A 23,903-nucleotide genomic window follows, 5' to 3' on the forward strand; every position below is an offset into this window, starting at 1 on the left:
TGATGATGAGATGGATGGGTCGGGGGCTGGCGGCGGCGGTGCTGGTGCTGGTGCTGGGGATGGGCCGGGCCTCGGTGGCCGGGGCGCACCAGAGCGACGAGAGCATGCACGTGGTCGAGATCGACCAGGCCACCGGGCAGGTCGAGCAGCTGGTGAGCGTGTCGGGGGCGGATTTGGCCCATCATCTGGGGTGGTTGGACCATGGCGAGTCGGTGCGGCTGGCGATGCTGGAGCCCCACCAGGAGGAGATGGCCTCGTACATGGTACGCCGGGTGCGGGTGTGGGCCGATGGTCAGGCGTGTCGCCTGGAGGACTGGCAGTTTGTGAACTTGCTCGGTCAGGACGGTCGGGTGCATCTGCATGTGAGTTCAACCTGCGCCGAGCGCCCCGAGGCGGTCACGCTGGAGAACCGCATCATGATGGAGGGCGCCGGGGGCTATCGGCATATGGGGCGAGCGCAGGTGGGAGAGCGGGTCTGGCCGATGGTTTTCGATGTGAGTTTTCCTACCTTTGTGGTCGATCTGCCGGTGGTGGAAGGGGGCGCGCCGGATGCGGAGGCGGCTGAGGCGTCGGCGTCCGCGGAGCCCGGGCACGCGCTGGTGCTGGGGGGCGTGACTCTGGTGGTGGCCCTGGGAGCGGTGCTCCTGGCGGTGGGAGCCGGGCGGCGCTCCGGCTGAGCGGGCTGTGTGCCAGGGGGGCACGTCGGAAGATTCCGGAGGGGACGAGGGGTTGTGAGCGGGCGCGTCGATCGAGGGCGCGTGCACCCAACGGTGAGTTCTATTGAGAGAGCGCGGATGAGGATCGGCAGAGGGATCGGGGCGGTGATGGGCGCGACGCTGGTGTGGGCGGGGGCCTCGGTGGCCGTCGCTCAGGAGAGTGTTGCGAGCGATGCGGAGCGCGTGGTGCAGGCGCTGGCCGAGGCCAGCCAGGAGGGCGAAGCGCTGGGGCTGGCCGCCGAGCTGGTGGAGCTGCGCAGGCTGCTCCCGGGGGAGCTCTTTGAGGGGTATGTGGAGCGGGCGCGGGCCGGGGCTGTGCGCGGGTCGACGGTGGACTTTATGCTGGCCCGGGAGCAGGCCCGCTCCCGGCTTGACCGCGGGGCGGCCGACGCGCCCGATCGCCAGGCCTTTGGCCAGGAGCAGGGCTGCCTCAACGCGTGGTCGGTGGTCGGGCCGCTGGAGAACCCCTCGATGCAGGGGTTTTATGAGGCGGTGGGGCCCGAGCTCCGCGTGAGCGGGCCCTACCCCGGGCGTTCGGGGTCGGTGGACTGGCGAGCGTTGCCGGCGGCCGATGATTTATGCGTGTGGTCGGTGGGCAGCTTTGTGACGCCGGCGACCTCGGCGGTGGTGTTTTTGTCGACGCGGGTGAGCGTGAACGAGGCGGTGCGGGCCGAGCTGAAGGTGGGGGCGGCCGGGGCGTACCGCGTCTGGGTGGATGGCGAGCCGCTCGGCGCTACGGAGGGAGAGCCCGGACTGGGGCTCGATGCCCAGAGCTGGCCGCTGAGGTTGAGCAAGGGGGAGCACGAGATCGTGATCAAGCTGGGCTCCAGCGCCGGGGGGCGCCTGGGCCTGGTGGCGCGTCTGGTCGACGGGGAGCAGAGAGCGCTTGAGGTGCGCGCCGGGGCGCCGACCCGGGCGTTGGCGCCGGGCGAAGCGCCGGCGGCCAAAGCGGGCGCGCTCCAGGCAGTGCGCCGGGTGGCCACCCGGCCCCGGGCTGGCGCGCGGGCGCGGGCGCGGGCCGCCCGGGCCTGGCAGTACCTCCAGCCCGAGGATGGGGCTACGCCCTGGCGCGATGTCGCCCGCGAGGTGCTCGGCGCCCCGCAGGCCCCGGGCCCGGAGGTGCTCGTCGAGCTGGCCCCGCTCTTTGAGGAGCGCTGGCAGCGGGTCGCCCTGCTGGAGCGGGCCCGCGAGCTTCAGACGCCCGAGAGTGCGCGGTGGGCCCAGAGCGCGCTGCTCCTGGCCGAGGCCTACGGAGAGGGCAGCGCGCGCCAGGAGTGGCAGCGGCAGCGGGAGATTCTCGAGGAGGTCGTGGCCGTGCGGCCCGGCTACCTGCCGGCGCGTCTGGCGCTGGCCCGGGTGTATCAGGCCCGGGATCTGGGGCCGCTGGCCCTGCAGGTGCTGGAGCGCTGGCCGGGCCCCGCTGGCCCGGACCGCCAGCGGGTGCCGGCCTGGGTGCGGGCCACCGCCGACGCCCACCAGAGCTACGGAGATCGGGCGCAGGCTGCCCGCTTGCGGGAGCTGGCCAACGGGGTGTTGCGCCGCTCCGGGGCCTACCAGTGGCAGGCCATGAAAGAGGCGCTGGCCGCCGGCAAGAGCGAGGAGGCCCTGGCGGTGGCGCGTCGGCAGTGGGAGCTCAACCCCTGGTCGATGGCCTGGGGGCAGCAGGTCGTCCGGGTGTTTCAGGCCCGCAACGAGCTGGCGCAGGCCCGGGAGGTGCTCGAGAAGCTGATCGCCTGGAACCCGGGCGACGCCGGGCTGCATGAGCGCCAGGCCGAACTCTACCTCCAGGAGGGGCAGGGCGGGTTGAGCGCCGAGGCGATGCAGGCCGCCCTGGCGCTGCGCCCCCAGGATGCCGGGCTGCGCGCCCGGGCCGAGTTGATGCAGCCGCCCCGGGCCCATTTCTACGAGCCCTGGATCGAGGAGGACCTGCGGGGGCTGGCTCAGGCGCATCCGCCCGGGCCTTACGATCGCGATTATCTGGTGGATCAGGCCGTGGTGGAGGTCGGGGCCACCGGGCTGGCCCGGCGCTTTGAGCAGCGGGTGGTGCGCGTGATCGAGGCCCGGGGCATTGGCGCCGCCCGGCAGATGGGCGTGAGCTTTCAGGGGGGCGATGAGCGCGTGGAGGTGCTGGCCGTGCGGGTGCACAAGGCCGATGGCACGGTGAGCGAAGATTTTGATGAATGGCGCAGCGGGCAGTCCCGCAAGGGCTCGACGACCTACAACGACTCCGAGCAGCTGAACCTGCGGGCCAACAACGTGGGCGTGGGCGATCTGGTGGAGTTTCAGTACGTGGTCCACCAGGTGGCCAACGAGAACTTCCGCGGCGACTACTTCGGAGCGGTGCACTACGTGCAGCAGAGCCGCCCGGCGGCGCTGGTGCGCTACGCGGTGGCCTACCCGCAGAGCTGGGAGCTTTACTTTCGGCCGCCCCGGCTGCCGCATCAGGTGCTGGTCGACACCACGCCGGCTGGCGAGACGGTGGCGGGCCGGCGCCTGCAGGGCTTTGAGCTGCGGGAGGTTCCCCGGGTCTACACCGACCATGAGCAGCCCGGCTACACCGAGGTCTACGACTACGTGATGGTCTCCAATAAGGCCGACTACGACGCGATCGGGCGCTGGTGGTGGGAGTTGATCGAGGAGCAGCTGGTGGTCGACGACGCGATCCGCCAGCAGGTCACCGCGCTGACAGCCGGGCTCACCGAGGAGCGCGCAAAGGTCGAGGCGATCTACGATTACGTGGCCCGCAACACCCGCTACCTGCACGTGGGGCTGGGGATTCACGGCTGGAAGCCCTACCGCACCTCCACCGTGTTGCGGAACCGCTACGGCGACTGCAAAGACAAGGCCGCGCTGCTCAAGGTGATGCTGGAGGAGGCCGGGGTCGAGGCCGAGATGGTGCTGGTGCGCACCCGTCGCCTGGGGGCGGTGGAGAGCTCGGTGGCCAGCATGCACATCTTCAATCACGCGGTGACCTACGTGCCCGGGCTCGATCTCTTCCTGGATGCGACCGCCGAGTACAACGGGCCCTTTGAGCTGACCTCGATGGACCAGGGCGCCCAGGCGCTGGTCGTGGAAGACGGCGGGAGCACCCGCTGGGTGACCATGCCGGTGGATGAGCCCGGGGCTAACCGCCTGGTGCAGAGCCTGGAGATCGACTTAAGCGGGGAGCAGCCGGTGATGCGCGGGGAGCTGGAGGCCCACGGCGCGCGGGCGGTGCGCTATCGGCAGCTCTTCGAAGATCCGGAGCGCCGCGATGAAGCGCTGGAGCGGGAGCTGGCCGGTATCTACGGCGCCCTCACGCTGCGGCAGGCCGAGTACGAAGGGATCGACGCCCTGGGGGCGCCCACCCGCGTGCGCTTTGAGGCCGAGCATGGCGAGGTGATCCGGGGGCAGGGCGCGGGCTACCTCTACCCGCTGGCGGTGCCCCGCGATGTGCTCGGGGCCTACGCCGGGGAGACGACCCGCCACCAGGACCGGATGTTCCGCGTGCCCTTTGCCGAGGAGACCCGCGTGCGCTACGTGCTCGGCCCGCAGCGCGCCGTGGAGCGGGTGCCCGAGGATCGGCAGATCCGCTCCAAATTTGGTGAGATGCAGGTGAGCTACCATGCCACGGCCGAGGACCTGGTGGTGGATGTGGCCTTTGAGATCGCGGTGCAGCGCGTGCCGGTTGAGGAGTACGAGGCGTTTCGCGCCTTTGTGAGTCAGGTGCATGAAACGCTCAACCAGACCCTGAGGCTGGTGGGTGAGGGAGGTGGCCGATGAGTCGATGGCGAGCAACGCGGATGGGGATGGTGTGGGCGCTGGCCGGGGCGCTGCTGGTGACGGGGTGTGCCGGTGGCCCTCCGACGGTTGAGACCCGCTGGGAGTTTGAGGCCGAGTCGCCCGGGGCCCGGGCGATGGAGGCCTGGCTGCGCGGTCAGGAGGTGCCCCCCGCGGAGGTGGCCGGCCAGGGGGGCGTGGAGGCCCTGCTCGTCGCCGGGGAGATGGCCCTGTGGGAGGGCGACCGGGAGGCGGCCTTTGAACTCTTTGGCGCTCAGCTGGCCGGGCACCCGGGAGAGGCGCTCAACCGCTACGCGGCGTTGCGCCTGAGCGAGCTGGTCGGCCAGGTGGTCGAGGGGCCGCAGCGCCTGGCGGCGCTGCTGGCCGAGGTGCGCTACGATCGCGAGCACCCGCTCACCCGCGTGGCGCTGACGGAGCTGGCCTGGGAGGTGGCCCGCGATCGCTGGGAGCGCTCGCAGGTGGCCGAGCCCTTTGTGTTTGAGGGCGCCGGGGTGCCCACGCACTTCCGGGTCAGCCCGCTGATGTCGCCCTGGCGCCTGCTCGACGCCCCGACCCCTTTTGCTCCGGAGCGCTCCGCCTGGCTCGCCGACCAATACCGCAGCCCGGAGATCGCGCGGCCCTCGCCGGCCAACTGGCAGCCCACGCAGGTGCTGGAGCTGGAGCGCCCCGATCAGGCGCTGCGCCTGGGCAGCGGTGGGGTTTACTACCTGGAGGCGGCGCTCCAGGTCGCCGGAGATAAGGCGCAGGAGGTGACCCTCTACGGTGATTTTCAGGGGGCAGCCCGGGTCTGGGTGGGAGACAGCGAGGTGCTGGCCTTTGAGGAGCAGGATTACGAGAGCGGGCGGATGATGCGCCGGCTGCGCCTGGAGCCGGGCACCCACCGGGTGCTCATGAAAGTGGCCTACGCCGGCGGGTACCGCGATCGCTTTGAGCTGCGCGTGGTGCCCTCCCGGGGCCCGGTGCTGGGGCCGGGACCGGTGCACTTTGTGGCCGCGGCGAACCCGGACCAGACGCGCGCAAAGGCGGAGGTCCGCTCCCCGACGCAGTCGATCTGGGAGCTGGAGCCGGCCGCCGGGGTGCTGAGCGCGCCGGCCACCGCGTCGGCCTCGGCGCTGTGGTGGGCGGCCAACAGCGCCCTGCAGGCCGGGCAGGTCCCGGCCTTTGAGGCGGCGATGGAGGCGCTGCGCGGGCGTCTGGACGGGGAACTCTCCTGGGCGGCCGAGCTGCTCTGGGCCCGTCAGGCACGCACGCGCTGGGATGTGCCCGGGCAGCTTCGCGATGCCGAGGCCCTGATGCGCACGCGGGCGGCTTACCAGCGCGCGCCAGAGAGTCCCGGGGTGCTCAGTGCGTTGGCAGAGCGCCTGCGCCAGGGCGGCAGCGAGAGCGAACGCCGCGGCCTGCTCGAAGCCGCACGCGACGCGGCGGTGGTCGGGGAGCGCCTGCGCGATATCGAGGCGCTCAAGGCCTGGGCCTCCTTTCTGGCCGCCCAGGGCGTGCGCCCGGCCGCCGAGCAGGCCTGGAAGGAGGTGCTTAAGTGGGCGCCGGCCGATTGCACGGCCGCCAGCCGCCTGCAGAGCCTGTACGCGGGGCGCTCCTATGTGCCTCACCCCCGGGAGTTGACCGAGAGCTGGGAGCGCTGCCCGCAGCTCGAAGAGGTCTGGCTCGACGCCCGGGGCCCGAGCCCTCAGGCCGTGGCGTTCGCCGCGCGTCAGGCCGCTCGCCAGCCCTACCGGATCAGCGCGCAGCTCGATCATGCCGACGCGCTGCGCGGCGCCGGGCAGGCCGAGGCCGCCCTGGCGGCGGTGCGTCAGGCCCGGGCTCGGATGCCCTCGGTGGCCAGCCTCTGGCTCAAAGAGGCCGAGCTCCTGGTCGGGGCCGGTCAACCCGAGCAGGCCCTCCAGACCCTGGAACAGGCTCAGGCCCGCTACGGGCACAGCGCCCGGGTCGACGAGCGGATCGCCAGCCTTCAGGGGCGCCTCCCCCTGGCCGGGGCGATGCCCGACGGGCTGAAGGCCGCCCGCGCCGAGATCGCCCGCGCCGGCGGTGAACCCGGCGCCGAGCTGGCGCTGGACGAGGCCTATTACGTGCTCGATTACGCAGCGAGGCGCTACTTCGAGGATGGCTCATCCTGGACGCTCACCCACACCGTGGTGCGCCTGATGACCCGCGGGGCCATCGATCGCTACGCCGAGGTCGAGCTCCCCCGCGGCGCGCAACCGGTGCTGGTACGCACGATCAAGGCCTCCGGCGCGGTGCGCGTGCCCGAGGAGGTGGCCGGCAAAGACACCCTGAGCATGCCCGGCCTGGAGCCCGGGGACATGATCGAGGTGGCCTACCTGCAATTTGCCGGCCCCGGTGCGGTGCGCAGCCACGTGGAGGGCATGCGCTTCTTCTTCAGGATGGGCGACGTCTCCACGCGCCATAGCGAGTACGTGGTGCTGGGCGATGAGGGCCTGAACTTCATCCGCGCCAACGGCGCCCCCCGCGCCGAGCCCGTGGAGATCGACGGGGTGCGCGGGGTGCGTTTTGTGGCCACCGATCAGCGCCGCCCCACGCCGGAGCCCCTGCCGGTGACCAGCGAAGAGGTCTTCCCCTGGGTGCAGGAGTACCGCGTGGGCGTGGAGGGCGGCGCCATTGAGGCCGACCGCCGCTACGTGGCCGATGCCCTCCTGGCCAGCCGGCGAGTGGGCCCGGCGCTGCGCGCCCGGACCGCAGAGTGGCTGGGGAGACCCGTCGGGCATGGTGAGCTCAGCGACCCGGAGGTGCGCCGCCTCTTCTACGCCGTCTCGGAGCATTTTGCTCAGCCCAGCCCCCTGGCCCTGACCACCGACGCCAACCACGCGCTCCTGCTCGGTCGGGGCAGCCCCCTGGTGGTGCTGCAGGCGGTGTACGAGCTGGTGGGTGTGGAGGCCCAGATGTACCTGGCGCGCGCCCGGGAGCAGCCGGAGGCGCGTCACCCGGTGGGCGATTTCGGTCGCTACGGGCGCCCGCTCTTGCGGGTGGTGCTGCCGGAGTCTGGCGAAGAGGCCTGGCTGGAGGCCGCCGGCCCCGACGCGATGTGGGGCGCGGTCGATGGCGATGTCCAGGGGCAGGGGGCCCTCTGCGTGAGCTGCCCCTCCTACCAGGAGACCACGGTGCAGGGCGACCGGGCGCGCCGCCCCACCCGAGAGGTGGACGTGGAAGGGCGCGTGGACGAGGAGGGCACGCTGCACGCCCGGGCCCGCTACACCTTTGGCGGGATGCGCGCGGTGCGGGTGCGCTCGGCGCTGCGCGCCAGGCAGGATGAGCAGGATCGGGCCCGCTACATCGATCAGGTCGTGCAGGAGCTCATCAAGGGCGCGCGGGTCGCAGGCTTTGAGGTGCTTAATGCCGGGGAGGTCGATGCGCCCCTGGTCTTTGAGGCGGAGCTGGTGCGCGAGGGCTTCGCTCGCCAGGTCGACCAACGCCACCAGATTGATACCACCCTCTTTACCGAAGAACTCGCCGGGATCTACGCCTCGCTGGCCTCCCGGGAGCTGCCCCTGCGGGTGGGCTATGAGCGTGAACAATCCTATGCGCTGCGTCTGCAGCTGCCGCCGGGCGCCGAGCCCGAGCTCTTTGCCACCGACCTGGCGCTGGAGACGCCCTTTGGGAGCTACTCCCGCAACACCCGACTGGAGGATGGCGAGTTGCGCCTCGATGCCGCGGTGAACCTGCCGCGCCAGCGCGTGATGCCCCCGGAGTATCCGGCGTTTCGAAACTTTGCCACCCGGGTCGAGCAGAGCGCCGGGCTGGTGGTGCGCTACTAAGGACTCAGCGGCGTAAGTGGGGGGGGAGCCGGGCGTTCTGCACGCGCAGGAGGGGACGATCGAAGGCTCAAGTGGGGGATCTGCACGTGCAGCAGGGGCAGTTGGGTGCCCAGGTGGGGGATCTGCACGCGCAGCAGGGGCGGTCGAGGGCTCAAGTGGGGGATCTGCACGCGCAGAAGGGGCGGTCGGAGGCTTAAGTAAAAATTCTGAGGTCAGCGGATCTCGGCGATGGCCCGGTCCAGGCCTTCGAGGGTGAGGGGGAACATGGGGAAGAGGCGGCCAATCTGGCGGGTGGTGTAGCTGCCCCACCAGCGGGGATCGTCGGGGTTGATCCAGGCGGTACGCGGCACGCGGTGGGCCAGGCGCTGCAGCCAGACGGAGCCCGGCTCCTCGTTGAAGTGGTAGTAGTCGATCGCGCCGCCCGGGGCGCTGAGTTCGGTGGGGGCCATGGCGGCATCGCCCACCACGATGCAGCGCCAGGACTCGTCGACCCCGGCCAGGACCTCGGCGGTGGCGCGGCCCTGGCGGCGCTCCATGTCGGTGTAGAGGGTCTCGTAGAAGCAGTTATGAAAGTAGTACGACTCAAAAGCCTGGAAGTGGTGGGCGCGGTTGGCCGCCGAGAAGAGCAGGCTGGTGAGGTGGGTGTGCGGGGTCATTGAGCCGCCCACGTCCATGAGCAGGAGCAGTTTGAGGCGATTGTGACGCGGGGGGCGAAAGACCATCTCGATGTCGCCGGCGTTTTTGCCGGTGGCCTCGATGGTGGCCTCGATGTCGAGCTCGTCGGCGCGGCCCTGGCGGGCCAGGTCGCGGAGTTTGCGCAGCGCCAGGCTGATCTGGCGGGTGTCGAGCACCAGATCGGTGCGCAGATTTCGGAAGCGGCGCTCGGTGGCCACCTGCACCGCGGAGCGGCGCTGACCGGTGCCCCCCACGCGCACCCCGGCCGGGTTGTGGCCGGAGTGGCCAAAGGGGCTGGTGCCCCCGGTGCCGATCCAGCGGTTGCCCCCGTCGTGGCGCGCGTCCTGCTCGGCCAGGCGCTCTTCGAATTGCTGGCGCAGTTCGTCCAGATCCAGGCCCTCCAGCCGGGCGATCTCCTCGGGGCTGAGCGCCGGCAGGGGGCCGGCCTCCTTAAGCCACTCCAGGAGATCGTCCTGCAGCTCACTGGACTGATGCTCGAGCTTTAAGGGGCGATCCTTAAAGTAGGCCGCAAAGACCTGGTCGTAGCGATCGAAGTGTTCGGCGCGTTTGATCAACGTGGCCCGCGCCAACACGTAGAAGCCCTGCAGGCTGGTATGGGCCAGCCCCAGCTTCAGCGCCTGGCACAGGGCCAGGTACTCGGTGGTCGAGACCGGGATGCCCGCCTGGCGCAGGAGGTAGAGAAAGTCGATGAACATCGCAACACTCCGCCCACAGAGGGGATCAGCGGCGCTTTGCCAGACGCATCAGATCGGCTTCTTTTTTGAGGAGCACGCCCAGGAAGGGGAAGTCATCCTGGAGGGCCTCGGCCGGGAGGCCGGCGCGCAGCAGCGCGCCGATCCAGTCGACGAGCTCGCTGGTGGAGGGGCGCTTGCGCAGGCCGGCCTGCTCGCGCAGCCAGTAGAAGCGCTGAAGGCAGGTCTCCATCAGCTGGCGATCCAGGTCGGGGTGATGAACTTCCACAATTGAGCGCATCAGCTCCGGATCGGGGAACTCGATGTAGTGGAAGATGCAGCGGCGCAGAAACGCGTCGGGCAGCTCTTTTTCGGCGTTGGAGGTGATGATGATCAGCGGCCGCTGGCGAGCCACGACCTCGCGCCCGGTCTCGCTGATGGTGAAGCGCATCTGGTCGAGCTCGTGGAGCAAATCGTTGGGGAACTCGACGTCGGCCTTATCGATCTCGTCGATGAGCACCACGGTGCGGGTCGGGCTCTCAAAGGCCTGGCCCAGGGCTCCCAGGCGGATGTAGTTCTCGATGGTGTTGACCTGGCCATCGCCAAAGCGCGAGTCGTTGAGTCGCTGGACGGTATCGTAGTGGTAGAGGCCGTCCTGGGCGCGGGTGGTCGATTTGACATGCCAGCGCACCAGGGGCATCCCCAGCGCTTCGGCCACCGCGTAGGCCAGAAGGGTCTTGCCGGTGCCCGGCTCCCCGCGGATGAGCAGGGGCTTTTGCAGGGCCGCGGCAATGTCGACGACCTGACGAAGTTCGGGACTGGCGATGTAGGTGTGGGTACCTTTAAAGGAGGTGCTCATAAGGCTGGTATCGGGGAAAGAAGGAGGGTGAGCGCCGCGGCCGGGGAGAGCCGGCTTGAATGGCGGGCCGGTGGGCGACGTTGGCACATTAGCGCAGCCGGCGCGCCGGGCGCCAGTAGCGCTGTGCAGAGGGCAAGTCTTGACCTCGTCATTGCTCATGTTAGGGTTGGCCTCCATGCGTGAAGTTGCACCAAAGAGGATTCATTTGGGTACGCAAAAGCTAAGACATCTGGCGGTGAGCGCGCTGGCGCTCACGCTCGCAGTAGGCTGCTCCGAAGAGGAGCCCGGCCAGGAGCTGGGCGCTCCGGTGGACGACTCCCTGACGCACGAGGTGCGCTACGGGGCGTTGACCGCCGAGTTTCTCTACCCGCGGGCCTGGGAGAGCGAAGGCGTGGCGGTGCAGGCGCACTTTATCCACGCCCGCGGTGTGGCCGTGGGGCCGGCGCTCGATGCCCTGGAGATGTGGACGCCGACCCGCGGGCTGGCCACCGGAACCTGCGAGGCGATCGACGGTCAGCGTTCGGCAATGAGCAGTGAGCAGGCCTCGCTGCACCTGCTGGATGTGGGCGACATCGCCGTGGAGGCTCCCACCGCCGATGCCCTGCTGGCGCCGAGGCGCCTGCCCGACCTGCTCAACGCGTTCTACGGGGTGGTCTACGGCAGTGAGTGGGCCTGGGAGAGCCAGGGCGCGGTGCTCGACTACTTCCCCGGAGCCCTCTACCGCTTTGCCGCGCCGGGAGGCCCCCACATCGGTGGCTTCGACCAGGCGCTGGCGGCCCCCGACCCGATGGTGCTGGTGGGCATCAACGGCGCCGAGCTGCGCGGCCAGGAGGCCGCCCTCATCTCGGATTCCCGGCCGGTGGATCTGGTCTGGGAGCTCGGGGTGGCGCAGCCGGCCACCGAGGTTTATATCGACGTCAGCGCCGGGTTTGGTCCCGAGCGCCGCCGCGTGCAGTGCCGCACCACCGATGACGGCGCCTTCTCGGTGCCCGGAGCCCTGCTGCGGCCGCTCTGGGAAGAGGCCGAGACCCTGGAGCTGGTCGTGCGCCGGGTGCGTCATGAAGAGGTTGGGCTGGAGGGGCTGGATGAGGCCGATTTCTTCTTCACCGCCGCCGATCGTCTGGAGCTGAACCGGCGCTGAGCCGGGCGTTGAAAAGTACATGCAACCCACAAAAGCGCCGGCCCCTTTAAGGGGCCGGCGCTTTTGTGGGTGGGAGTGCCCGGTGATACGCGGATTCACCAGGCTGTGTTGCGCTCCAGCGAGGAGGCCTCGAACACGTAGCTTGCCACCAGGTCGCGCCAGGGCACCCGCGGGGTGAAGGTGCGCAGGTGGTCGTAATAGCCGCCGACCACGCGGTTGAGATAGGCGATCTGCACCGGGAGCTGAAAGCTGTTGATGTACTTGATCGACGCGCGCAGACGTTTTGGGGCGCGCTCGTGCAGATCGGCGTTGGCGAAGTCGTAGATCGGCTCGCTCACGCAGGGCGTCATCATGTCCTCGCGCCAGGCCACGTAGAACGATTCGGGGACCGGCGGCCCATCGACCAGGCGCGCGCCGATCTTGACCATCGCTTCTTCCATCGCCTGATAGTCCTCGTTCATGCCCGAGGCGATGATGTCGGCAAAGAGTTTGACCACCTCTTCGGAGACGTGTTTTACGCAGCCAAAGTCGTAGAGCACGATCGTGCCGTCGGGCCGAAACGCGTAGTTCCCCGGGTTGGGATCGGCGTGAACCGCGCGGTGCACAAAGATCTGGGAGAGCGACATGCGGTAGAGGCGCTCGCCAATCAGATCGCGGGTCTCTTGAGGGTACGTGGCGAGTTCTTCGAGGCGGTCGCCCCCCTCAAAGGTCAGGGTGAGCACGCGCTGAGAGCTGCGCTCACCCACGACTTTGGGCACCACGATGTAGTCGTCGTCTTTGTGCAGCTCGCCAAAGAGGCGCACGTTGTCGGCTTCATTGCAGTAGTCGAGCTCTTCGTGGAGCCGGTCGCGAATCTCCTCGAAGAGGGCGTCGAAGGATCGGCGGTGGTTGCGACTGACGCCGCTCATTTTCAAGACGAACTTCAGCTGCTTGAGATCCGAATCACAGGCCTGATCCACCCCCGGGTACTGCACCTTCACTACGACCTCGCGACCGTCGTCGGTGATAGCGCGATGCACCTGGCCGATGGAGGCCGAGGCGAAGGGCTCTTTCTCAAAGCTCTTAAAGAGGAGCTCGGGGGGCTGGCCCAGCTCGCGCTCGATCTGCTCGGCGATCACCTCGTAGGGCATCGGCGGCGCGTCTTTCTGGAGTGCTTTCAGCGGCTCGGAGAGCTCACTGGGGAGGAGGTCGGCGCCGGCCGAGGCCATTTGGCCGATTTTCATCACCGCGCCCTTAAGCTCGCCGAGGGTTTTGGCGATCAGCTCCCCGTTGGCCAGATGGACGGCCTGTCGGGCCTCTTCGGTGGCCTCTTCGCCGCGAAAGACTGAGGTGACGCGTTCACGGGTGTAGTTGGTCGCCACCTTCGCGGTCATGCTGGCCAGGCGCGTGAAGCGGCGAGTGCGGGAGATAGGGCCTTTGTGCTCAGACATGGTGGAGATCGCTCGGCAGGGGAGGGCAGCGTGGTCACAGGAGCCGGGGGCAGCTCGGCAGGGTAACGGCCTGGCGGCGCGCTTTCATCCGGCCTCGGTGATGATTGTGCGCAGGGCCAGCGTCGCTTCGATATGGCGTGGGTTGCCGCGCTGCTGACGCACCTGGAGCGCGCGCGCGATCTGGGCCAGGGCGTCGCTACGGCGTCCCAGGGCGTGGTAGCAGCGCGCGCGGGCCTCGGCCAGCTGGTCGGTGTACACGGCACAACCCGCGTCGAGTTCGGCTTCCAACGCCTCCAGGGTCTCGGCGGCGCGTGCATAGGCCCCCTGCTGGTGGTCGATCAGCGCGCGTTGCAGGCGGCAGAGGAAGGTGGCCTTGGCCCGGCCCAGCTCGCGCCAGATGGCGATGGCCTCATCCTTGTTCTGACGAGCCTCGTCGTAGCGCTCCTGCAGACGCAGCGCCAGAGAGCGTTGCTGGAGTGCCCGGCCCAGGTGCGAGGCGTTGAGGGGGCCGGGCTCCTTGGCGTAGAGCTGGCGCAGCGCCGCGACCGTGGTGGTGAGTTCCAGGAGGCGCGCCTGCAGGGCGTCGTCGTCCAGGGGGAGTTCGCGCAGGGTTTTCGGCTCAAATTTCGTGGGGATCGACATGGCTGTGTTATGGATTCAGGGTAGGTATGAGCGACCGGAATAAAAATCGCGTCGGGTGAGCTTAGGGCGCCTACATCGCTTTAGCGCGCGGCGAATCGTCGCGCCCCACCGGGCAGGGGAGCCACTCTCCTGGCCTGCAACCACGCATGCGACGCGATCGTTTCATTGACCTGTGTGTTGAGGATGAATCATGGAGACGAACTCGACGAGCGGCGCCTCCGGCGCCGAGAGTATCGTGGTGGAGAACCTCCAGAAGCGCTACGGCGACTTCGAGGCGCTCCGCGGCATCAGTTTTAGCATCAAACCCGGGGAAATCGTGGGATTTCTGGGGCCCAACGGCGCCGGAAAGACCACCACGATGAAGATTCTGACCTGCTTTATGGCGGCGACCGAGGGCCGCGCCCGGGTGGCCGGGTATGACGTGCATCAGGCCTCGCGTCAGGTGCGAGAGCGGATCGGTTATCTGCCCGAGAACGTGCCTCTTTACGACGAGATGCTCGTCTACGACTACCTTAAGTTTATGGCCGATCTTCGCGGGGTGGCGAAGGCGCGTCGCCAGGAGCGCATTCAGGCCGTGGCCGAACTCACCGGCCTGGGGCAGGTGATGGGCCGCCCGATTGGCGAACTCTCCCGGGGTTATCGTCAGCGCGTGGGGTTGGCTCAGGCCATCATTCATGAGCCCGAGGTCATCGTGCTCGACGAGCCGACCACCGGGCTCGATCCCAACCAGATCATTGAGATCCGCGACGTCATCAAGACCATTGGCCGGCACAAGACGATCATCTTCTCCACGCATATCCTCCAGGAGGTCACCGCGGTCTGCGATCGGATCATCATCATCAACCGTGGTCAGATCGTGGCCGATGGCTCGCTCCATGAGTTGGAGGCGCGAGTGGCGCAGGCCGAACCCGGGCTACGGGTGAGCTTTGCCGGCGAGCCCACCGCGGCATTGCAAACCTGGCTGGCGGAGCTGCCCGGGGTAGAGGGGGTCTACGCGGTCAGTGGGGCTCCGACCATGGCGAGCTTTCGGCTGAAGACCCGGGATAAAGCTCAGACGCGCCGGGCGCTGCTGGCCGCGGAGCCGCCGGCGGAGCACGAACTCTTAAGCCTGACCGAGGAGGAGCCCACGCTGGAGTCGATCTTTCGCCTCTTTACCGGCGGGTCCACCGAAGAAGGGGAGGTGTCGGAGGCTGGTGAGTCCGGGGCGCAGGGGGCCTCGGAGACTGAAGCCGCCGCGCCGTCGCCGGTGGAACAGGACGAGGAGGAGGAGGCGTTGAGCGACGCCGCATCCAACGTCCCCAGCGCAGGGGAGGGCGCCGCTGACGCCCGCCAAGAGGAGGTCTCACGTGGGTAATATTCTGCTGATCACTCGCCGCGAGCTGGGCACCTACTTCAATTCGGTGGTGGCCTACATCGTGGTGATCTTGTTTCTCGTCATCACCGGGGCGCTCTTCTGGCTGAACTTCTTTCAGGAGATCAGCGTGGTGTCCCTGCGGGCCTTTTTCAGTCAGGCGCCCCTCTTCCTGGCGTTTTTTGCGCCGGCGATCACCATGGGGCTTCTGGCCAGCGAGAAACGCTCGGGCACCCTGGAGCTTTTGATGACCATGCCGGTGAGCGATCTGCAGATCGTGGTCGGCAAGTTCCTGGCGGCGGTGGTGCTCCTGGGCGTGGTCTTCTTGATGACGCTTCCTTATCCGCTGACCCTCTCGATGCTCGGCGAGCTGGACTGGGGCGCGGTGGGCGCGGGCTACATCGGGTTGATGCTCCTGGGCGCGACCTACGCGGCGGTGGGGGTGATGGCGTCGAGTTTTACCCGCGACCAGGTGGTGGCCATCCTGGTGGCGTTCTCGATCTGCTTTTTCCTCTACCTGGTCGATCAGCTTGTGGGGCCGGCCTCCGGCGCGGCGGTACGCGCGGCGGAGTACCTCTCTACGAGCTACCACTTTGAGAACATCGCCCGCGGGGTCGTCGATGCGCGAGACGTCTTCTACTACCTCTCGGTGATGGGAGTGAGCCTGGGCGTGGCCACGCTGAGCGTGGGCGCGCGCCGCTGGTGATCGAGGCATTGAGGACGAACCGAACGAGGAGCAAACCATGAGTCAAACCAACACCCACTCGGGAGCCCGTCGTCGCCTGATCAGCCGTGCTCATACCCTGGTGATGGGCGTGCTGCTGGTAGCGATCGCCGTGGCCGCCAACGCCGCGATGAGCCAGGTCTTCTGGCGCCTGGATCTGACCGAGAACCAGATTTACACCCTGAGCGAGCCCAGCCGAGCGGCCGTCCGGGAGTTGGAGGAGCCGGTGGAGGTGCACGCGTTTATCTCTCCCGATCTTCCGGCGCCCTTTCACTCCTTAAGTCAGGATGTGGCCGATCTGCTCTCGGAGTATCAGGCCGCCAGCGGCGGAAAACTCACCTTTAAAATCATCGCCCCCGAAGAGAGCCCTGAGCAGGAGGAAGCCGCGGCCGGCTTTGGCATCGAGCAGGTGGCCATCGGGCAGCAGAGTGAATCAGAAGTCTCGCTGCGGGCGATCTATAAAGGGGTGGCCTTCATCCAGGGCGAGCAGAGCGAGGTGATTCGCGATCTTCAGGTCACCGGCCAGGTGGGGCTCGATAACTTCGAGTACGAGTTTACCCGGGCCCTGCTCAACCTGCGTCGGCCCGAGCCTCGACGCATCGCCTTTGCCAGCGGAGCCGGAGGGCCGGTGGCTCAGCCGGACTTTGTGCAGAGCCTGGAGCAGGTGTTTTCGCAGCTTTACGGCAACCTCATCGAAGCCACCACCTATGATCTGAGCCAGGCCGAGCCCATCCCCGACGATGTGCACGCGCTGGTGCTGCTCAACGTGGATGCGTCGGTCAGTGAGGAGGCGCTTTTTGCCATCGATCAGTTCCTCCAGCGCGGCGGCAGCGTGGGGTGGTTCCAGAGCGCCACGGTGATCGATGAGGCGATGCAGCGCCAGCTTATGGAGCAGATCCAGCAGATGCCCGAGTTGGCCTCGCGTTTGCCCACGATGCGCAAGCGCCTGGACTCCAACCTCATCGATCTCTTCGGTCATTATGGCATCACCTACCGGGCCGATACGGTCATCGATCGCGATCGCGCGCTCTCCTTCAGCCTGGTGGCCACGCCGCAGGGGCTGGCCCGGGTGAGCCACCCGGGGAGTTTCTCGATCACCGACATCGATCCGGAGCTGCCCTTTGTGCGCGACTTCTCCACGATGGCGCTGCCGGTGCCCTCGAGTCTGAGCATTGATGAGGCCCTGCGTGGTCGCGATACCCTGGAGTTTCACGAGGTGCTGCGCACCTCCGCCGGCTCCACGCGACTGCCCTCGCCGCCGGCCGACATGAGCTATCAGACCTTTGTGGAGCCCGCCCCCGAGGAGGAGCCCGGGCCCTTTGTGGTGGCGGCAACGGTTCAGGGGATGCTCCCGAGCTACTATTCGGAGCACCCGCTGCCGGCGGGCAAGAGCGAGGCCGAACTGGAGCGCGAGCCGCAGCCCGGGCGCCTGCTGGTGGTGGGCAGCGGCGACTTTATGGGGCCGCAGCGTGAGACCGGCTTCGATGAGCGCCTGGCCGGGCTGGGAGCGCAGTTCTTTTTGAACTCGGTGGAGTGGCTGGTTCAGGACAGTGCGCTCTCGCAGATTCGTGGCAAGTCGCTGCCGCGTCTCATTGGCGAGGTGAGCCCGGAGCAGAAGCGCGCGATTCAGTTTGCCAACATCGTGATGGTGCCCTCGTTCTTTGCGCTGCTGGGCGTGATGATGATGTCGCGCCGGCGCCGCCGCAGAGAGGCGCTGAGCCAGTGGACCCAAACCCCGGGATCCCGCAAGTAGAGGCGTCGGAGAGTCGGGCGGGCCGGGAGCTGCGCGCGCGGATGCCCGAGTTCAGGGGCCGAGAACGCGCGTCTGGCTTCGAGCTCGGAGATCTTTGTGTTACCTGAGAGCGCGGTGCGACGTCTTACCCGGGACGCGAGCGCGGATGCCGCGTCTTCCGGAGGATAAGCGCGCGGGCCTGGCGGCCCGCGTTTACCTGATGCGTCCGGCCTGCCGGCGCCCGACGAGGACCTATGAAGATCGCCTATGTGATGGACCCCTTAACCCGGGTCAACGTGTTTGCTGATACGACCTTTGCGCTGATGCTCGGTGCTCAGCAGCGCGGCCACGACATCTTTTACGTGCGGCCGGAGTCGCTGGAGGCCCGGGGCGATGAGGCCTTTGCCATGCTCCAGCCCGTGACGCTGCGCCAGGACCCGGTGGACCCGGTCAGCTATGGTGAGGCACGCCAGGCCTCGCTCGACGAGATGGACGTGGTCTGGATGCGCAAGGACCCGCCCTTTGACGACACCTACATGTACGAGGTGATGTTGCTGGAGCTGGCCGAGGAGCGGGGCACCCTGGTGCTCAACCGGCCCCGCGGATTGCGCGATGCCAATGAGAAGCTCTACGCCCTGCATTTCAGCGATCACACCCCCCGCACGCTGGTGTCGAGCCAGGCCGAATCGATCAAGGCCTTTGCCGAGGAGGTCGGTGGCAAAGCGGTGCTCAAGCCCCTGGATGGTCACGGCGGCGCGGGAATCTTTGTGATCGGCAGCGAGGATCGCAACCTCAACGCCATGATCGAAGTCTCCACCCACGGGGGCACTCGCCGGGTGATGGTTCAGCAGTACTTGCCGGAGGCCCGCCAGGGTGACAAACGCGTGCTCATGCTCGATGGCAAGCCCATGGGCGCGATCCTGCGCGTGCCCCTGGAGCAGGAACATCGCAGCAACATTCACGTGGGCGGGCGCGTCGAAAAGACCGAACTCACCGAGCGCGAGCAGGCCATCTGCGAGGCCGTCGGACCTCGTCTCAAGGCCGATGGGCTGACCTTTGTGGGGCTCGACATGATTGGTGAGCGGCTCACCGAGGTCAACGTCACCAGCCCCACCGGCATCCAGGAGATGAGCCGTCTCAACGGCGTGGACGGCCCCGCTGAAGTGATGGCATGGATTGAAAACGAGCTGGGGTGATGTTGCCTCGTTGGCACAGATGCGGGCTTGCCATTGCGCCGCCGGCGTATAATTACGGGAGAGCCCGCAGTGATGCGTATGTTTTGCCGTTTCAACACACTGAGAAGGAGCACCACATGAAGATGATGCGATTGCTGATGATGGGTCTGTTGAGCGTGGGCTTCTTTGCCGCGGGCTGCAGCTCGTCGCAACCCACCGAAGACAAGCCGATGACCGAAGAGCAGGCCACCGAGGAAGAGGTCACCGAGGAGGAAGGCGCTGAAGGCCACGGCGAGATGCACGAAGGGATGATGGAAGAAGGCGCCGAGCTCGCCGAAGCCGTCGCCCGCGTCATCAACCCCGAAGGCGAAGAGATCGGCACGGTGACCTTCAAAGAACTCGCCGACGGTGGGGTGCAGGTCAGCGGTTCGGTCAGCGGTCTGACCCCGGGCAACCACGGTTTCCACGTGCATGAGAACACGGTGTGCGAAGCCCCCGACTTTAAGTCGGCCGGTGGCCACTTCAACCCGGAGGCGCATGAGCACGGTGGCCCGGCCAACGAACATAACGCCCGTCATGCCGGTGACTTTGGCAACATCACCGCCAACGAAGAGGGCGTGGCGGAGTTCGATTTCGTGGACACGATGATTTCGCTGCGCGAAGGCCTCAACAACGTGGCCGGTCAGGCGATGATCGTGCACGCCGATGAAGATGACCTGGTCAGCCAGCCCACCGGCAACGCCGGTGGTCGCGTGGGCTGCGCGGTGATCACGGTGGTCGAATAAGACCTCGATCTTGAAGACCGGTCACTCAGGGTGACCGGTTGAAGCTATTTAGACGCCCCCTCGCATCCGCGACGGGGCGTTTTTTAATGAGGCGCGCCCGCACCCGAGAGCGGCGTGTGGCCTGAAGCTCTGGCACCTCGCGTGGGTCGCTGGTTTGACACTCCGCGAAGGGGCGTGCTATCTCCTCGGCCACGTAACAATGCGGGTTCTTTGGGAGTTGGAGTTTCAAGCGACGTCTTCTGAATTCAGGTACGTATCGCTGGCTCCTCATGTTGGGTCGAGGCTACTCGACAGGTCGTCCACTTTTGATGAGGGCAACATGATTCGAAATGGTTTGATGATGTTGGCGCTGGCGCTTTTGGTCGCCGGTGCTACCGGGTGTTATAGCAACACCTTCACCTACCCCGATCGCCAGTCGGATGGCCGGGTGATGGAGGAGTCGCGCAGCTTCTTGCTCTTTGGTCTGGTCGACAACAACGATCGCCCGGTGGTGGCGCACGAGCTGTGCAACGGGCCGGTCAAGAGTGTGGAGACGGTGCAAACCTTTGGGAATATGTGCATCAGCTGCTTGACGCTGAACATCTACACCCCGAGCACGGTGCGAGTGACCTGTGCGTCGGGCATGGCACATAACTTCTACCTCGATGAAGACGATGCCGTCGTCGGACATGAGGTTGTCGATGGCGACACCGGCGAAGTCGTGCAGAGCGAGTTCAAGTCGGACTTCATCTAACCCACCATCGAGGAGGTAGTATCATGGCACGTTTTGTTATGCTTGCGCTTGTCGCTGCACTCGCCTTCCCCTCCACGGGGTGTTTCCACAACCGCATCGTGACCTCGCCGGATTACAATCCGTCGAAGTCGACGCCGGATGCCGAAGAGCTTCGCCTGCATATTCTGGAGCTCATTCCGCTCAATAGCCCGGTGAACCTGGAGGCGACCTGCCCCAATGGCGCCGGTGTGGTGGAGAGTCGAATTTTCTTCCGAGTCTATTTCCTGGGCTTCTCCCAGACCCGCGTCTACTGCAACACGGTGGCGGCGGATGCCGGTGCTGACTCGGCCGATACGCTGGCGGCGTTGAAGAACTGAGCGACGTCTGCGTCGAAGTACAAGCGGGCAAGCGGCGAGTTTCTCGCGGGCTTGCCCGCTTTTTTTTTGGAGTAGTGAGGCTGAAGTTGCGCTCGATAACGTGGATGAGAGCAAGGCGGGGGGCGGTGATCGCGGCGTTGGCGCTGGTGGCATTCTGGGCGTTGCCCGGGGGCCTGGCCGAGGCCGGCGAGCCGGAGACTGGCGAGCAGGCCCGCTACCGGGTGAGCTACGGCCCGGCGCATCTGGCTGATCTTTCGCTGGAGGTGCGCTGTCTGGAGGGCGCCCGCGCCCAGGGGAGGCTCTTTGCTAAGAGTCGCGGGATGGCCAGTCAGGTGCACCCGTTTCGGGTGCAGCTCGACACGCTGCGCGAAGAGGGCGGGGCGGCGCTGCGCGCGCAGACCTTCATTGAAGAGCGTGGCGAGCCCCGACGCTACCGCAGTCGCTTTGTGCGCGAGCCCCGGGTGCGCACGGAGTGGGAGTTTCGCGGCGTGACCCGGCGCGAGCAGGCTCGCCTGCCGGGACATGGTCACGACCTGCTCTCCTGGATGCTTCGTCTGCGCGAAGAGGTGGCCGGTCAGGGGGAGCTTCAGGGGCGTCGGCGCTTTGTGGTCTGGGATGGCTGGAAGCTCGTCTACCTGGACGTGACTCCCGGACGGGTGGAAGAGCGCTGGACCGAGGTGGGAGCGCTGCGCGCGCAGCGCTTTGCGCTGAGCCGGACCTTTTTGAACCACGAGGCCGAGCAGGCTCCGCGGCCTGCCGGTCAGAGCGTGCAGGCGTTGGGCGCGATCTGGATTGAGCTCGCTCCCCGCGCGCTCCCGGTGGAGATGGCCTTTGAGGCGCCGATCGGCGAGGTCCGCATTGAGGTGCAGGCCCACCAGGGGCAGGGGTGCCATCCGGCGGGCGACTCCCGGCGCGCCGGGCGCGACTAACGCGCGGTGCTCGCTTCAGGCGCGGGCGAACTCATCGGGCAGCAAGGCGCCGGGCATCAGCCGCTCGCTCTCGGGCTTGCGCAGGGGGGTGAGGCCCTTTTTGTGGTCGCGGATCGCGCGCTTCCAGGCGCTGTAGGAGGCGCCCTGGCGGTAGGCGGCTTCGGCGGCGTCGGCCATATCAAACCCGCCCTGCGAGATCTCGGACTCGATCCAGGCCCAGCGCACCGAGGTGGCCCGGATGTCGACCTTGCGCCCGAGCTTCTTGTGCACGTGTTTGATCTTCTGCTCCAGGCTCTTGTGCTCCTCAAAGCCCACCCCGTCGAGGGGCGTGTTCTTCTTGGCGACCAGCGGGCTCATGCCCAGCGCGACCTTGCAGATCTTGGAGAGCTCCAGCAGAAACGCGATCATTTCATCCATATCTTCGAGCGTCTCGCCGGGGTATCCGATGACCATATAGAGCTTGAGCAGCTTCATGTTGGTCTCGCGCACCAGCTCCGCGCAGCGGAGCAGGTGTTTTTCTTTGATGCCCTTTTTGGCGAAGTTGCGCATGCGCTGGCTCGACCCGTCGCTGGCCACGGTCAGCGTGCGCGCGCCGCCTCTGGCGAGCAGCCCCACAAACTCGGAGTTGAGGCGATCGGCACGCAGGCTGGAGAGACCGACCTCCCGTCCGGATGATACAAGTGCATGTAAAATATCAAGAATCTGGGGGTGATCACTGGTGGCCGCCCCCACCAGACCCACGCGCCGGGCGTAGTCGGGCACCGTGGCCAGCACCCGCTCCGGGGCGACCGGGCGCATGCCGGCGTTGGTGGTGCGGCGCATCACGCAGAAGGAGCAACCCCGGTGGCAGCCGCGCCCGTTTTCGACAAGATGCATCGAGCTGAGCTCGGTGTTGGGCGTGATGATCGGGCTGTAGGCCGGCAGGCAGGTGTCCCGGGCCTGGGCCACCGTGCGGAAGGTTTCGCCGTGGATCGAGGGCACGTAGACCCCCGGGAGCATCGCGACGTCTTTGAGATACTGCTCGCGGTCGCTGTAGTCCTTCCACCAGTCGATCAGCAGGTGAATCAGCTCTTCGCCCTCTCCCATGACGATGACATCGGCGAAGGGACCGGCCGGCAGCGGGTTGGAGAAGGTGATCGGGCCACCGATGATGACCAGGGGCCAGTTGTCGCCGCGGTCGGCCGCGCGCACCGGCAGCGAGGCCAACTCCAGGCAGGTCATGATGCCGATCAGCTCCAGCTCATAGGAGAGCGAGAACGCGATGACATCGCAGTCGCCCACCGGCGTCTCCGACTCAAAGGTAAAGAGCGGCGTGTTGGACTGGCGATAGCGATCGGGGTCGTCGGGCAGAAAGCTGCGCTCGCAGACCACGTCATCGCGCTCGTTGAGCACGCGGTAGATCGTCTGAAACCCCAGCGAGCTCATGCCCACGCGGTAGGGCGAGGGGTAGACCAGCGCCACGCGGTGGGGGGCTTCTTTGTAGATCGTGCCCCGCTCCTGATCGAGCAGGGTCTCCACCTCTTGCTTTAGCTCGTAGCTGGTGGCCATCAGGAGTCCAGGACCATGTGCAGCTCGCAGCCATCTTCGCTGGCGCGCCAGCCCGGCGGGATCAGCCAGACACGGCCGCCCTCCATCAGGTGGCGACGCAGACGGCCCTGCATCACTTCGTTATTGGGGTCGAACTCCCAGCGCACGCCCTCGGGGACCTGGCTCTGGCCGAAGACATCGTCCCCGCGCGCCATATTCACCAGGACCTCTCGCGAGGGAAGCTCCAGGCGGTAGGCAAAGCTGTCTTCGGGGTAGGTATGCACGCTGGGGCGGTGAATGGTCATCTCCATGGCCCCAAAGCGCACATGCACCCGGATGGCCGGGTTGTAGAACTGGGTCACCCCTACCTGGAAGCGCGCCTTGTAGATGGCCAGGGCCAGCGCCTTGGTGCGCGTGGCGATGCCCTGACCCATCAGGTGGCTGTGCAACGAGAACCCGCTGACGCAGTCGGCCTCCACGGTGGGACAGGCGCAGTACTCGGAGATGGGCACGTAGCCTTCGTAGTCATCCTCGATGTCGAGCTTCTCAAGGATCGAGGGCGGGGTGTCGGCGCGGGGCAGCATAAAGCCGATCACCGCCGAGGGAAGAATCGCGCAGTCGAGCATCACCCACAGGGGCATGCCCATGGAGTCCGGACCGCCGAAGGCTTCCTGGTTGGAGCGATTGAGGATCGAGCAGAACTCGCCATTTTCGTCATCCTCCACACGCAGCACCTGGAGGGGACGACCGATGTCGACCTCCAGATCGAGGAAGGGCAGGTTGCGTGCAGTGGTGAGCACGTAGGGCACGAGCTTGTGTTCGAGCTGATCCTGGTTCATCGGGTGCTCTCAGGCCAAAACAAAGGGAC

General features: G+C 67.3%; 18 protein-coding genes. 12 read left to right on the top strand and 6 right to left on the bottom strand.

What is annotated here, in order from left to right:
* Positions 1–2: 2 nt before the first annotated feature.
* From DL240_RS17980 to DL240_RS17990, 3 genes are all read left to right on the top strand, one after another.
* Positions 3–677, top strand: a complete 675-nt coding sequence (locus DL240_RS17980) for a hypothetical protein (protein ID WP_158542738.1) — start codon at positions 3–5, stop codon at positions 675–677.
* Positions 678–794: 117 nt separating this feature from the next.
* The gene (locus tag DL240_RS17985) at positions 795–4,478 is read left to right on the top strand and encodes a transglutaminase family protein (protein ID WP_146618400.1); all 3,684 of its coding nucleotides are present in this window, start codon (positions 795–797) and stop codon (positions 4,476–4,478) included.
* Entirely contained in the window at positions 4,475–8,284 is a 3,810-nt protein-coding gene (locus DL240_RS17990) for a DUF3858 domain-containing protein (protein ID WP_146618401.1), read from the top strand. The genes DL240_RS17985 and DL240_RS17990 overlap by 4 nt, the downstream gene beginning before the upstream one ends.
* 212 nt (positions 8,285–8,496) lie before the next feature.
* On the opposite strand, the gene DL240_RS17995 is transcribed toward DL240_RS17990, so the two are convergent.
* Positions 8,497–9,675: a vWA domain-containing protein gene (locus tag DL240_RS17995; protein ID WP_111731291.1), complete on the bottom strand. Its 1,179-nt coding sequence runs from the start codon at positions 9,673–9,675 to the stop codon at positions 8,497–8,499.
* A 25-nt stretch (positions 9,676–9,700) separates the two neighbouring features.
* On the bottom strand, positions 9,701–10,510 hold the full coding sequence (locus DL240_RS18000) for an AAA family ATPase (protein WP_111731292.1): 810 nt from the start codon (positions 10,508–10,510) through the stop codon (positions 9,701–9,703).
* Between the two features lie 205 nt (positions 10,511–10,715).
* Here DL240_RS18000 and DL240_RS18005 point away from each other — a divergent pair, with 205 nt between their 5' ends.
* The gene (locus DL240_RS18005; protein WP_146618402.1) at positions 10,716–11,651 is read left to right on the top strand and encodes a hypothetical protein; all 936 of its coding nucleotides are present in this window, start codon (positions 10,716–10,718) and stop codon (positions 11,649–11,651) included.
* A 95-nt stretch (positions 11,652–11,746) separates the two neighbouring features.
* Here the strand turns inward: DL240_RS18005 and DL240_RS18010 are convergent, their stop codons facing one another.
* Positions 11,747–13,081 carry an ABC1 kinase family protein gene (locus DL240_RS18010; protein WP_111731294.1) on the bottom strand — a complete coding sequence of 445 codons (1,335 nt, stop codon included), beginning with the start codon at positions 13,079–13,081 and terminating at the stop codon, positions 11,747–11,749.
* A gap of 84 nt (positions 13,082–13,165) precedes the next feature.
* On the bottom strand, positions 13,166–13,723 hold the full coding sequence (locus tag DL240_RS18015; RefSeq protein WP_111731295.1) for a tetratricopeptide repeat protein: 558 nt from the start codon (positions 13,721–13,723) through the stop codon (positions 13,166–13,168).
* 190 nt (positions 13,724–13,913) lie between these two features.
* Here DL240_RS18015 and DL240_RS18020 point away from each other — a divergent pair, with 190 nt between their 5' ends.
* The 8 genes from DL240_RS18020 (at position 13,914) to DL240_RS18055 (ending at position 21,508) form a co-directional block, all read left to right on the top strand.
* On the top strand, positions 13,914–15,077 hold the full coding sequence (locus DL240_RS18020) for an ATP-binding cassette domain-containing protein (protein ID WP_111731296.1): 1,164 nt from the start codon (positions 13,914–13,916) through the stop codon (positions 15,075–15,077).
* The gene (locus tag DL240_RS18025) at positions 15,070–15,780 is read left to right on the top strand and encodes an ABC transporter permease (protein ID WP_111731297.1); all 711 of its coding nucleotides are present in this window, start codon (positions 15,070–15,072) and stop codon (positions 15,778–15,780) included. The genes DL240_RS18020 and DL240_RS18025 overlap by 8 nt, the downstream gene beginning before the upstream one ends.
* 37 nt (positions 15,781–15,817) lie before the next feature.
* Positions 15,818–17,551: a GldG family protein gene (locus DL240_RS18030; protein ID WP_111731298.1), complete on the top strand. Its 1,734-nt coding sequence runs from the start codon at positions 15,818–15,820 to the stop codon at positions 17,549–17,551.
* A 233-nt stretch (positions 17,552–17,784) separates the two neighbouring features.
* The gene (gene gshB / locus DL240_RS18035) at positions 17,785–18,726 is read left to right on the top strand and encodes a glutathione synthase (protein WP_111731299.1); all 942 of its coding nucleotides are present in this window, start codon (positions 17,785–17,787) and stop codon (positions 18,724–18,726) included.
* 116 nt (positions 18,727–18,842) lie between these two features.
* The gene (locus DL240_RS18040; RefSeq protein ID WP_158542740.1) at positions 18,843–19,490 is read left to right on the top strand and encodes a superoxide dismutase family protein; all 648 of its coding nucleotides are present in this window, start codon (positions 18,843–18,845) and stop codon (positions 19,488–19,490) included.
* A 319-nt stretch (positions 19,491–19,809) separates the two neighbouring features.
* Positions 19,810–20,223 carry a Bor/Iss family lipoprotein gene (locus DL240_RS18045; protein ID WP_158542742.1) on the top strand — a complete coding sequence of 138 codons (414 nt, stop codon included), beginning with the start codon at positions 19,810–19,812 and terminating at the stop codon, positions 20,221–20,223.
* 23 nt (positions 20,224–20,246) lie between these two features.
* Positions 20,247–20,579 (top strand): hypothetical protein, encoded by a 333-nt coding sequence (locus DL240_RS18050; protein ID WP_111731302.1) that lies wholly within the window; start codon positions 20,247–20,249, stop codon positions 20,577–20,579.
* A gap of 104 nt (positions 20,580–20,683) precedes the next feature.
* Positions 20,684–21,508 (top strand): DUF3108 domain-containing protein, encoded by an 825-nt coding sequence (locus tag DL240_RS18055; protein WP_111731303.1) that lies wholly within the window; start codon positions 20,684–20,686, stop codon positions 21,506–21,508.
* 15 nt (positions 21,509–21,523) lie between these two features.
* Here DL240_RS18055 and DL240_RS18060 read toward each other — a convergent pair whose 3' ends face one another.
* Together DL240_RS18060 and DL240_RS18065 are read right to left on the bottom strand one after the other, a co-directional pair.
* Positions 21,524–23,056 carry a radical SAM protein gene (locus DL240_RS18060; protein WP_111731304.1) on the bottom strand — a complete coding sequence of 511 codons (1,533 nt, stop codon included), beginning with the start codon at positions 23,054–23,056 and terminating at the stop codon, positions 21,524–21,526.
* Entirely contained in the window at positions 23,056–23,874 is an 819-nt protein-coding gene (locus DL240_RS18065) for a hypothetical protein (RefSeq protein ID WP_111731305.1), read from the bottom strand. Before DL240_RS18065 ends, DL240_RS18060 begins: the two co-directional genes overlap by 1 nt.
* Positions 23,875–23,903: the final 29 nt, after the last annotated feature.

Source organism: Lujinxingia litoralis, assembly GCF_003260125.1.
GTDB classification, from domain to species: domain Bacteria; phylum Myxococcota_A; class Bradymonadia; order Bradymonadales; family Bradymonadaceae; genus Lujinxingia; species Lujinxingia litoralis.

Excerpts from the sequence above, each read along its gene's own strand:
- DL240_RS17980 (WP_158542738.1), top strand. The coding sequence starts at position 3 with ATGATGAGATGGATGGGTCGGGGGCTGGCGGCGGCGGTGCTGGTGCTG.
- DL240_RS17985 (WP_146618400.1), top strand. The coding sequence starts at position 795 with ATGAGGATCGGCAGAGGGATCGGGGCGGTGATGGGCGCGACGCTGGTG.
- DL240_RS17990 (WP_146618401.1), top strand. The coding sequence starts at position 4,475 with ATGAGTCGATGGCGAGCAACGCGGATGGGGATGGTGTGGGCGCTGGCC.
- DL240_RS17995 (WP_111731291.1), bottom strand. The coding sequence starts at position 9,675 with ATGTTCATCGACTTTCTCTACCTCCTGCGCCAGGCGGGCATCCCGGTC.
- DL240_RS18000 (WP_111731292.1), bottom strand. The coding sequence starts at position 10,510 with ATGAGCACCTCCTTTAAAGGTACCCACACCTACATCGCCAGTCCCGAA.
- DL240_RS18010 (WP_111731294.1), bottom strand. The coding sequence starts at position 13,081 with ATGTCTGAGCACAAAGGCCCTATCTCCCGCACTCGCCGCTTCACGCGC.
- DL240_RS18015 (WP_111731295.1), bottom strand. The coding sequence starts at position 13,723 with ATGTCGATCCCCACGAAATTTGAGCCGAAAACCCTGCGCGAACTCCCC.
- DL240_RS18020 (WP_111731296.1), top strand. The coding sequence starts at position 13,914 with ATGGAGACGAACTCGACGAGCGGCGCCTCCGGCGCCGAGAGTATCGTG.
- DL240_RS18030 (WP_111731298.1), top strand. The coding sequence starts at position 15,818 with ATGAGTCAAACCAACACCCACTCGGGAGCCCGTCGTCGCCTGATCAGC.
- gshB (WP_111731299.1), top strand. The coding sequence starts at position 17,785 with ATGAAGATCGCCTATGTGATGGACCCCTTAACCCGGGTCAACGTGTTT.
- DL240_RS18040 (WP_158542740.1), top strand. The coding sequence starts at position 18,843 with ATGAAGATGATGCGATTGCTGATGATGGGTCTGTTGAGCGTGGGCTTC.
- DL240_RS18045 (WP_158542742.1), top strand. The coding sequence starts at position 19,810 with ATGATTCGAAATGGTTTGATGATGTTGGCGCTGGCGCTTTTGGTCGCC.
- DL240_RS18050 (WP_111731302.1), top strand. The coding sequence starts at position 20,247 with ATGGCACGTTTTGTTATGCTTGCGCTTGTCGCTGCACTCGCCTTCCCC.
- DL240_RS18055 (WP_111731303.1), top strand. The coding sequence starts at position 20,684 with ATGAGAGCAAGGCGGGGGGCGGTGATCGCGGCGTTGGCGCTGGTGGCA.
- DL240_RS18060 (WP_111731304.1), bottom strand. The coding sequence starts at position 23,056 with ATGGCCACCAGCTACGAGCTAAAGCAAGAGGTGGAGACCCTGCTCGAT.
- DL240_RS18065 (WP_111731305.1), bottom strand. The coding sequence starts at position 23,874 with ATGAACCAGGATCAGCTCGAACACAAGCTCGTGCCCTACGTGCTCACC.